The sequence below is a fragment of the Photorhabdus sp. S10-54 genome, from assembly GCF_963878145.1.
GTDB classification, from domain to species: Bacteria; Pseudomonadota; Gammaproteobacteria; order Enterobacterales; family Enterobacteriaceae; genus Photorhabdus; species Photorhabdus kayaii.
The window spans coordinates 1-9,911 of record NZ_CAWNXG010000072.1 but is presented as its reverse complement, the minus strand read 5'-3'; the positions used below and the strand labels follow the sequence as shown (position 1 = coordinate 9,911).

Annotated in this window: 11 protein-coding genes, 1 tRNA gene and 1 pseudogene; 3 read left to right on the top strand and 10 right to left on the bottom strand. The window is 41.9% G+C overall.

Going from position 1 to position 9,911, the window contains the following annotated elements; translation table 11 throughout:
* The first annotated feature begins 727 nt into the window (after positions 1–727).
* Both AACQ83_RS22485 and AACQ83_RS22480 read left to right on the top strand, forming a co-directional pair.
* A pseudogene (locus AACQ83_RS22485) lies at positions 728–1,487 on the top strand (RtcB family protein).
* Positions 1,488–1,492: 5 nt separating this feature from the next.
* On the top strand, positions 1,493–2,311 hold the full coding sequence (locus tag AACQ83_RS22480) for a nucleotidyltransferase domain-containing protein (RefSeq protein WP_112879700.1): 819 nt from the start codon (positions 1,493–1,495) through the stop codon (positions 2,309–2,311).
* Between the two features lie 162 nt (positions 2,312–2,473).
* Here the strand turns inward: AACQ83_RS22480 and AACQ83_RS22475 are convergent, their stop codons facing one another.
* The 8 genes from AACQ83_RS22475 to folD all read right to left on the bottom strand — a co-directional run bounded on the left by AACQ83_RS22475 (position 2,474) and on the right by folD (position 8,751).
* Positions 2,474–3,640 carry a glutathionylspermidine synthase family protein gene (locus AACQ83_RS22475; protein WP_112879699.1) on the bottom strand — a complete coding sequence of 389 codons (1,167 nt, stop codon included), beginning with the start codon at positions 3,638–3,640 and terminating at the stop codon, positions 2,474–2,476.
* Between the two features lie 129 nt (positions 3,641–3,769).
* The gene (locus AACQ83_RS22470; protein ID WP_112879698.1) at positions 3,770–4,660 is read right to left on the bottom strand and encodes a DUF1190 domain-containing protein; all 891 of its coding nucleotides are present in this window, start codon (positions 4,658–4,660) and stop codon (positions 3,770–3,772) included.
* Between the two features lie 12 nt (positions 4,661–4,672).
* Entirely contained in the window at positions 4,673–5,110 is a 438-nt protein-coding gene (locus AACQ83_RS22465; protein WP_112879697.1) for a DUF350 domain-containing protein, read from the bottom strand.
* Positions 5,111–5,773 carry a YjfK family protein gene (locus tag AACQ83_RS22460; RefSeq protein WP_112879696.1) on the bottom strand — a complete coding sequence of 221 codons (663 nt, stop codon included), beginning with the start codon at positions 5,771–5,773 and terminating at the stop codon, positions 5,111–5,113.
* Between the two features lie 65 nt (positions 5,774–5,838).
* Positions 5,839–6,522, bottom strand: coding sequence for a PspA/IM30 family protein (locus AACQ83_RS22455; RefSeq protein ID WP_112879695.1), 684 nt, complete (start codon positions 6,520–6,522; stop codon positions 5,839–5,841).
* A gap of 20 nt (positions 6,523–6,542) precedes the next feature.
* Positions 6,543–6,929 (bottom strand): DUF2170 family protein, encoded by a 387-nt coding sequence (locus AACQ83_RS22450; RefSeq protein ID WP_112879702.1) that lies wholly within the window; start codon positions 6,927–6,929, stop codon positions 6,543–6,545.
* A 734-nt stretch (positions 6,930–7,663) separates the two neighbouring features.
* The gene (ybcJ, locus tag AACQ83_RS22445; RefSeq protein ID WP_112879694.1) at positions 7,664–7,876 is read right to left on the bottom strand and encodes a ribosome-associated protein YbcJ; all 213 of its coding nucleotides are present in this window, start codon (positions 7,874–7,876) and stop codon (positions 7,664–7,666) included.
* Positions 7,876–8,751 (bottom strand): bifunctional methylenetetrahydrofolate dehydrogenase/methenyltetrahydrofolate cyclohydrolase FolD, encoded by an 876-nt coding sequence (folD, locus tag AACQ83_RS22440; protein WP_112879701.1) that lies wholly within the window; start codon positions 8,749–8,751, stop codon positions 7,876–7,878. Before folD ends, ybcJ begins: the two co-directional genes overlap by 1 nt.
* A gap of 196 nt (positions 8,752–8,947) precedes the next feature.
* Between folD and AACQ83_RS22435 the strand changes: the two genes are divergently transcribed.
* Positions 8,948–9,024 (top strand) — tRNA-Arg (locus tag AACQ83_RS22435).
* A gap of 55 nt (positions 9,025–9,079) precedes the next feature.
* Here the strand turns inward: AACQ83_RS22435 and AACQ83_RS24805 are convergent.
* Positions 9,080–9,274, bottom strand: a complete 195-nt coding sequence (locus AACQ83_RS24805; RefSeq protein ID WP_112879693.1) for a helix-turn-helix transcriptional regulator — start codon at positions 9,272–9,274, stop codon at positions 9,080–9,082.
* A gap of 4 nt (positions 9,275–9,278) precedes the next feature.
* Positions 9,279–9,593 carry a hypothetical protein gene (locus AACQ83_RS22430; protein ID WP_112879692.1) on the bottom strand — a complete coding sequence of 105 codons (315 nt, stop codon included), beginning with the start codon at positions 9,591–9,593 and terminating at the stop codon, positions 9,279–9,281.
* Between the last annotated feature and the right edge of the window lie 318 nt (positions 9,594–9,911).

Genomic DNA, 9,911 nt, shown 5'->3' with positions numbered 1-9,911 from the left:
AATCTGATATCTTTCTGTCTCGGTCAGTTGTGTATAGGCCATAGTGCATTTTCCTGTGGCGGGAAAGGTGCCTACTATAGCAACTGACCGCCTTTCTGAAAAATTGCACTTATTAGTCGAATCCGCCTATTTTTACATATATTTAAACAATAAGAAATCATTAACTCATTATAAATTATCAGTTATAAATAGTGTATGAGTTTATTTTTCACATTTGACAATATAAATTCACTCACCAAACAAAAATAAAACTCATAATTAAAAATATATAATTATATCAACAAGATAATATTACTTATTTAACACCCACTCATATCCACATAATAATTACGCATATATCATATACATCTATTTGAATAGTATATAAACTCACTATTACAACAACATCATAATATTAAATAATTAAATTGTTTTACATTCCCTTTACAATTATCAACATAATGTAAAACTATAATAAATTCATATACGATTTTACAAACACATTTTTATATAGATTAGCATCACAAATTCAACATTACGCAACAAAATAATAACTCAAATAATTGCAATTACCATTAAACAGAATACTATATTAATAGTGAAATAAAATTTTCATTTACAATATTTTCCTAATAGTTCAAAAGAAAACCAAGATAAAAAATAAATTCAGAAGCATTGATTAAAAAGGAAAAATATTCGTTACTTTAAATTATAATAATAGTGGCGAATGAATAACCAGGAGAACAATGTGAGAGCAAACGATTACGAGTTGATGACCGCGCCAAACAGCGCACCCGTAAAAATGTGGACTCATGGCGTACCCGTAGAAGCAGAGGCTCGTGAACAACTATTAAATACAGCAAAAATGCCGTTCATCTTCAGTCATTTAGCCGTTATGCCTGATGTACATCTTGGTAAAGGTTCAACCATCGGCAGTGTCATCCCGACTCGTGGGGCGATTATTCCATCCGCAGTAGGCGTAGATATCGGCTGTGGCATGATGGCAGTACGTACCTCATTGAATGCCAAAGATTTACCGGACAATCTATATGCTATCCGCCATGCTATTGAAATCGCCGTACCACATGGACGCACGGTAAACCATAGCAGTAAATTGTCACCACAATTATGTGCAACAGGAGCAACACTTCGGCCAAAACGTGTTAGTCACACGTAAAGGTGCGGTCGCAGCACACCAAGGCGTCATGGGCATCATTCCTGGCTCAATGGGTGCGAAAAGCTTTATCGTACGTGGTCTGGGAAATGAACAGAGTTTTTGCTCATGCAGTCACGGCGCTGGCCGAGTATTAAGCCGCACAGCAGCGAAAAAACGCTTCACAATAGAGGATCAGAAGCGTGCCACAGCACACGTGGAATGCCGCAAGGACAGCGACGTCATCGATGAAATTCCGATGGCTTACAAAGACATTGAGGCCGTAATGGCCGCTCAGTCTTCACTAGTAGAAATCGTTCACACCCTGCGTCAAGTGGTTTGCGTAAAAGGATAATCAAGATGAAAGAAAAATTTGGTATCAGTGACATCATGAAGCAACACATATGCCAAAAACTGGCGCAACTTGAGACAGAGCTGCAAATACGAATACTCTACGCCTGTGAATCAGGTAGCCGCGGTTGGGGATTTGCCTCGACAAACAGTGATTACGATGTACGTTTTATTTATGTACATGCGCCATCATGGTACTTACGTGTCGATCCCTCTCGGGATGTCATTGAACTACCGATCAGTAACGAGCTGGATATCTGTGGTTGGGAACTGCGTAAAACTTTAGGGCTGCTGAAACGAGCCAACCCGACACTGATGGAGTGGGCAGACTCACCGGTAATCTACTACGAAGACGTGGAGTTCATGGCGGTACTACGTGCCCTATTACCAGACTATTTCTCCAACAACAGAGCGCGATATCACTATCTGTCAATGGCAAAGAAAAACTTTCGTAGTTACCTGAAAGGCGAGAAAATTCGGCTGAAAAAATACCTTTATGTACTACGCCCATTGCTGGCGGTACGTTGGATCGAAGCTGGTAAAGGTGTCCCCCCGATGCGCTTCGACACCCTACTGGCCGGAACTGTTACAGACGCAGCGCTGATGCAGGAAATACAGACTCTGCTTGCCATCAAACGTAACGCTGACGAAACGGAGTATAGCCCACGTTTTAAACACATTCATAACTTTATCTGCCGCGAATTAGATGATTCAGTTACCCGCTGCGAGCTCAAAGACAAAAAACACCTCCCAGATACCGAATTGGATTTACTTCTGATGCGCACAGTACTTCACCATAATAATAAAGAAGAAGGAGAATACATGTAAAAAAACGGATGAAAATCATACAAATATGACATTTCAGCAATAAAGTTAGATGTTTACTAAGAGCCAGAAAGCAGGGTATTCCACCCTGCTCCAGAAATAAATATATCAATTCTCTATTTTAGACAGGAAAATTTATGAAGAAGAAACAGATAGTTAAAATCATTAACCTAAAATAATGTGAGGCACAAATCGTGATGTATCCTTCGTGATCCTGCCAATATCCTCCCTAATCGATAGACCCGCAGGCGTATCATTAATAAGCCAACTACCGATGAGGACATGGATATTACCGATCTTTGGCAATGGGGTGTACTGCTGGACAATATAGCCCTCCTCACCGTAAGGACCATCTACTTCTTCAACCACTCTGCCATCTTGATGAATACTGATATTCGCCCCCTCACGGCTGAATATCGGCTTCATGACGTAATGAGTCAGATGCTTGGCTTTTGGATCATCGGCAAAATAAGCTTCAAGCAGATTTGGGTGTCCCGGAAACATCTCCCAAAGCAATGGCAAAATTGCCTTATTCGAGGTGATACATTTCCATATTGGCTCGAACCAGTTAACCCCCGCCGTAACCAAGTGTTGAGCGTATTCTTCACGAAACATGAACTCCCACGGGTACAACTTGAATATAGAATCAATGATCTTGCTATTACTATCCGCAAACTTACCACACTCGCTGAGTCCAATATCCTCAATGTAGACAAACTCAGTATGAATACCTGCATCTCTGGCACAATCAGCCATGTAATCGACCGTACCCTTGTCTTCCTCTGTGCCCTTACAGCAAGCAAAATGAAGTGTGTTGAATGGCAAAAAGGGTTTCAGTTCACAGAAGCGATCAACAAGCAACTCTTGTAGTAAGTTGAACTGATCAGCAGCATGAGGCAATTCACCACGGTTAACCTTATCTTCCAACCACAGCCAGCTAAAAAAACCATGTTCATAAATAGAAGTCGGTGTATCTGAGTTAATTTCCAATAATTTAGCCGGGTTTTTACCATCATAGGCAAAATCAAGGCGACTATAGAGACTTGGATCTCTGCGCTTCCAAGATCCACGAACCAATGACCACATTGCTTCTGGAATTTGGAACTTAGCCATCAACTCATCACTGTTAACCACTTGCTCTACTGCTTGAAGGCTCAACTGGTAGATTTCCGCTGTCGGAGCTTCAATATGTTCTTCAATCTGCTTGAGAGTAAACTGGTAGTAACGGTCTTCCGTCCAGTACGGCTCATTATCGATTGTATGGAAACCAAACCCAAATTCTTTTGCTCGCACTTTCCAATCATGACGAGGTGTTGTTGGGATCTGAAGCATGACATTAACCCTTTGATAATGCTTATTTGAATCTTGGAAAAAATCATCGCACAAACACTTAATTCAGCAATAATGCCTCGATGCAAAACACTGATAACAAAAAGCCTGCTAATAAAATGTCAGCGCCGGTTAACCACCCCAACTGTATTTAGCGGAAGATATTGAACCAAAACCACCAGAAGACTTGGTAGTGACGATTGGCTTGCTATCATAGCCGCCAGAATAACGGGAATCGCTGCTTTTAAACCTCTGCTCCTTTTCACGTATCAAGCGCTCGCGATACATTCTCTCTTTATGCTTACGCGCTGAATAATCACCGATTTCATCAACGATCTCAGATGCGATATAAGCAGTTGATCGGGAGTTTAGTACAGGGTTTATACCTGCAACAACATTTGCATTCGTTCCAACTTGAGAAACTTCTCGTTTCTCCATTGGCAGGCGAACCGTCTCCAGCGGCTGCAAATAACGTCGGTTCATCTCGTACTGGATATTGCCAATATCGGAATAATCACCAATAACCTTACCATCAGCGAAAAAAAGCTTACCGTACAAGTCGCCATAGCCTGATGTTGAAGTAAATAGTGGCTGGTAGAACACATTGCGATACTTTTCCGCAATGTCGTACTTGTTAAACTGTTCTGGTTTCACCTCCGCCATCATAAAGGCGGCCATCTTCGGGCGATAACCTACGGCCCCCGGCATTGCTTCACACTCACCGTACTCCAGCTCACACATAGCTTTCCGGCGAAATTTCTGCGAAGTACGCTCCGCTTCGCGTAATGCTGCTTGGTATGTAGTTTCACATTGAGCAGCGATCGTATTCTTCGGATTATTCTGACAAGACGCCAAATCCTTATAAACATGAATTGACAGCTCATCCGCCGATTGGCCACAACCAACGAGTGAACCGACACTGAGCGCCAATGACGTGAAGGAGAAACCACGCCAATATTTACGCTTACTCTCAATGTTAATGGCTGTGCTGCGCATTCTGCGCTTTTTATTCCCGTTCGTCATACAATCCCTAAATCAGTAAGTCATGCAGGCTGCGTTTAAAAGACCAACAGAAATTGACACCGCCGCCAGCACAACCGCGGCAGGGACCTCATTATTCTCAATGCGGGATACAATCTTTGGCATCATGAATATGCGAACCATGAAGAAGCCAGCAATCTGAGCCAACAGCGCAACAACACTCCACATCACGAAATCAATAACCCCCACAGAGTTGCTTGCTGCACTTGCAATGGCGATGCTGTAACCAACCAGCGCGCCACCAAGCGATATCGCAGCGGCACTATTCTTTTCTTCCTTAATAAGTTTCCATTCATCATGCGGAGTAATTATTGTGTAGATGAACTTGAAAACAATGAAAAAAACCAGCGCCAAACCAAAACACAAACCAAAATTGCCTACACCATGCATAAATTGAGTGAAAGCCTGTTCTTCATTTTCCAATGTGATCATTTATGCCACCACTTTAAAATCAGTTTGGTTAAGTTGAATACCGGTGCTCAGTACCATCAATCTATCCAGATGACTCCCTACAACTTTTTCTTCTCCCACAACCTGAAGTTCTTCTGTTCTGTTATGAGCAACCTGACGCGTATACACCATCACAAACTGATCAGTTTCGGTTATGTGACCCTCTTTACTGTAAGTTTTTTCGGTAACAGCCACAGGCTTAATGTTGTCCCATAACTGAGAGAACTGGGTACCATCGAGATCATATCGTCTGCTTGGTGTAACGATACCGTTTTCAATCAGCGCATCCCATTGAGCTTGTGAATCGATCGGTTTAGTTTCGTAAAAATACCACAGGCTCACTTCCTTCACGCCGTCATCCCCCTCCCCTTCTTGAAGCACTTGAAGGTAACCTTCGTCATCCGTGTAATAACGAACCAAACGCACGTTATCACCTAAGTCGACAACACCAACGGAACATATAAGCTGAGTTGAAGCTGCATTTTCGATCGTTAGGTCAAATTCAATCAGTTTTAGCATTAGCGGGTCTATCTCAAGTGCACCACCAATACGCAAACCTAATACTTCCGGCACCTTTGGAACAACAGGCGCAACCGCCTTACCCCCGAATGCGCTCTTAAACGCATCTACGATTTTGGAAAGCATAGAAATATCTCTTGATAGGAAGATCCCACTTTAAAAAGCAGGATCTTGATTTAACAACTGGGTATTTACTTGCCAAGAATACGAGCAAGTTCATCTTCTGCGGACATAGAACTTGAAGTTATGCCAGCCTCTTTAAGCTTTTTATCCAGATCGCTAGAAGTCATACTATCGTGGAGTTCCTGCTGAGCCTCGAACTGAGCCGCTTTCTCAGCCTGACGTGACTTGATACGCTCAAGGGAATCAAGGGCAGTAGATGTTTTTGAAGAAGCGCCAACAACAGAACTGTGAGTCGCTGCCTGGGCTTTCTGCACCTGTTCAGTTGCCTTAACCAAATCAACTTGGTTCTCAAGCTGAGACACCTTCTTTTTCGCTTCTTGCACAGTGTGTCGGTGCGTCGTTTCAGCCTTCTGGAACGATTCAAACAACCCTTGTTCTCTTTCCAGTTCGTCACGCAAGGTCGCAACTTTCTGAGCACACTCCAGAGCAAGCCCATTATCACCTTTACCCGCAGCAGAGCGAGCATAACCCTCATACTCTGTGATACTGTTTTTGATATCTGAGACCTTTTTCTCTGCCATTTTTCGCTTAGCAATAATGCTAACCAGGCTTTCATCCGCACGGCGGATTTCTGCTTTTGCTTCTCGGATTTCCTGATCAAGAATCGTCAGTGCGTTGCCATCAGCAACAGCTTCTGCCGCGTTATTTACCGTTCCTTTGATTGCCTTAAAAAGCTTTTTCCACACGTTCATTAATATTTGCCTCTATATTGTTATTTTAGGAACTCAGAATACGCATCAAGAAGTTCAGTGATGTTGGCAAACAACGTAGAAACTTCGATGACAACGCTTTCTTGTTTTGATTCTGATGACAATGAACCAAAAGCGGTATAGTAAGATTGACCATCTACTTTAGTTATTCCAACTGAAGTCAGAGGAATCATCTTGTGCGTTTCTAAAATAAACTGATTTAAAGAAGCGGGATCTAAAACATTCTCTTCTGAAAACAGTAATGCTTCCACTGTAATTTGCCTGCCACAAATAGCCAGATGAGCTTTAATTCCGTCTTCGTTAGTAATTGCAAGACATTCACCTATTTGCTCTACACTCCAGTTGTTACCGGATTCATTAAGAGCTTTAATCACTTGATTTAATTCCAAACTATCTACTCCACTGGTTTGTTTTATCATTAAAATCAGTATATTAAGTTTAAATTATCATCAGATTAAACATTTTTCAATAAGTATTGTATTAAAAGCGCACAACACCTTAAATACTGCATATTCACTAAACAGGGTTAAAATTTTATACCATTTGCTAAGTGACCTTTTAATACCTAAATACCACCTGCACAGAACACTATGAGAGAGCTCGCATGTAAAAACTCAACCCACTGGATGATTAAAACCACGCTTATACTAAGGTTGGTTACCTACAGCTTAAACGTATAACCGTGGACAAGATAAATAGAGAATTACGGGGTAAAATAAAAATTTCCAGTAAAATCAACTTAGGTTAATAAAAATATCCATTTTGGTTATCCGTTTACTCAAGCTAATATCGAAGCTAAAATATTTTTCATCATCCCGTTTATCTCCGATATAAAAAACCTTTTCTACTTATTAGTGCTTTTCACATTTAACAGAGATTAACTTGTACATTAAGTTTAAGGTTTAATTCTTATTTACCATTATAACCTTTTTACATTTTCATTATTTTTCATCGAGGTACTTTTTAACTACAGATACTTCGGTTGACCAAATCAAGCTTAATCGCACTTTAACTCACTTTCCAAACATACCGATTAAACACCTTTTCGGTCAATCCCAACCAAAAAGCGAGTACTTTACCCGCAATCTGCGGCTCCCTTCATTTTTAAGGAAGCCCGTTTTAATCATTCTTTAATGTGAACAGATTTACCATTAAAGGTAACAACCTGCCCGGTTATAGCTTTGTAACGTTTACGGGTTTCTATCTGACCGTTTACTTCAACCAGACCTTCAACAATAACCGCTTTAGCGCTAGCGCCGCTTTCGCTCCACCCTTGAAACTTCAACAGATCACATAGCGCCACATGAGGATGGCCTTCTAAATAAAAAATTTCCATTAACAACCTTCAATTTTTTCCACATCATGGTATTCCTCGCAGGCTTGCAAGGTATTCTGGATAAGTGTCGCGACTGTCATTGGGCCAACCCCCCCTGGAACCGGAGAGATCCAGCTTGCACGCTCTGACGCGGTTTCAAAATCAACATCGCCGATGACTTTTCCATCTTCCAGACGATTAATTCCGACATCAATAACAATAGCGCCAAGTTTAATCCATTCACCAGGGATAAAGTTTGGTCTACCAACCGCCACAATGAGCAAATCTGCGTGCTCCACATGGTGGCGTAAATCTTTAGTAAAGCGATGAGTCACCGTGGTGGTACAGCCAGCCAATAACAACTCCAGGCTCATTGGGCGACCAACAATATTTGAAGCGCCGATAACGACGGCATTCAGCCCATAAGTATTAATTCCACAACGCTCAAGCAACGTTGCGATACCGCGCGGAGTACAGGGACGCAGCTTTGGAGCGCGTTGACACAAACGACCAATATTATAGGGATGGAAGCCATCAACATCCTTATCAGGCTGGATACGTTCCAGAACTTTGACATTATCAATACCGGCAGGTAAAGGGAGCTGAACCAAAATACCATCAATTTCTGAATCATTATTAAGCTGATCGATAAGATTCAACAACTCGGCTTCACTGGTGGTATCTGGCAGGTCATAGGAACGGGAAACAAACCCGACTTCCTCACAGGCACGGCGCTTGCTTGCGACATAAATTTGAGAAGCCGGATTTTCGCCGACTAAAACAACGGCAAGACCAGGAGCGCGTCTTCCCGCAGCAACACGTTGTTGAACACGCACTGCGACTTCACTTCTGATTGTCTGCGCAATCGTTTTCCCGTCAATAATTTTTGCTGGCATGTACGAATAAATCCATAAATCAAACATTGGGATATCGCCTATTTTGTCAGAACATGAACGTGCTGTCAGTTTTATTGATAATCAGAAAATAGCCAGATGAAGATTTATAAGCAGAAAAGCCATTGACTCAAGGAGTTGTCACCGTATAATCTCTCCCCGCATCAAAGCATTACTGATGCAGCTCATCTCTCAAGATGCGCCCTTAGCTCAGCTGGATAGAGCAACGGCCTTCTAAGCCGTAGGTCACAGGTTCGAATCCTGTAGGGTGCGCCAGAAAAATCAAAGAGTTACCCGCATTCCTGCGGGTGTCGTTAGAAAAACAGGTGTTCTAACGGGTGTCGTTAGAATTTTGCTCTCTTACCCATTGTTCGTATACATTTTCGGGCCATCCAAGGAATGTTCCACCTAAAGTTTTTTCAGGCTTGGGGAATTCTTTCCTTTTCGCCCACATCCTCCACAATGTGGGGTGGCTTTTTCCTGTTAACTGGCACATTTCTTTAAGTCCAATATATCTTGTTGCCATTCACTTATTCCTTTCTATAACCAGCATCTAATACTACTTTAGCTACTGTTGCCGGAGTTGTTTTGTCTGACCAGACCAAATTATCAATCAGGAAATTCAGTTCAGCAGCAAGTACGGCTTCCAAGTCTTTGGGCCAATACTCATACACAATATCGCTGTAATAAGAATCCTCGATGACTTTAAGTGTCACCAACACTATTTCTTCTGATGTTCTGGCGGCTTTTCTGTAACCGGCATTCCAGACAGCATCAGTGATATAGGATGGATCACCCCATGCCGAAGCTATTACTTGGGTTAAGTGGAATGAATTATTGATCATGCTTTACCTCACTGAGCCGAAAATTTGATAGTTTGCACAACGTCAACAGAGTACGTTCCTTCATCTTCGCCACCGATGAGTATTGTGAAGTTCAAGGGCCATTCATGATCACATCCGCCGTGGGAATGCCAAAAATCTTCTGCCGCATCTTCGGCGATACTGTCCGGGGCAAAATATGGCGTGTGGCTTTTATACCTGCCTTATATTTAAATAATATCGGTTCCTGCTATAAGTGATAGCGTATTTTCCTAAATATATCTTCATATTTCTTTCCTTATATTTCTCACATAATAAGACAACACTGACTTAGCGCTGAAT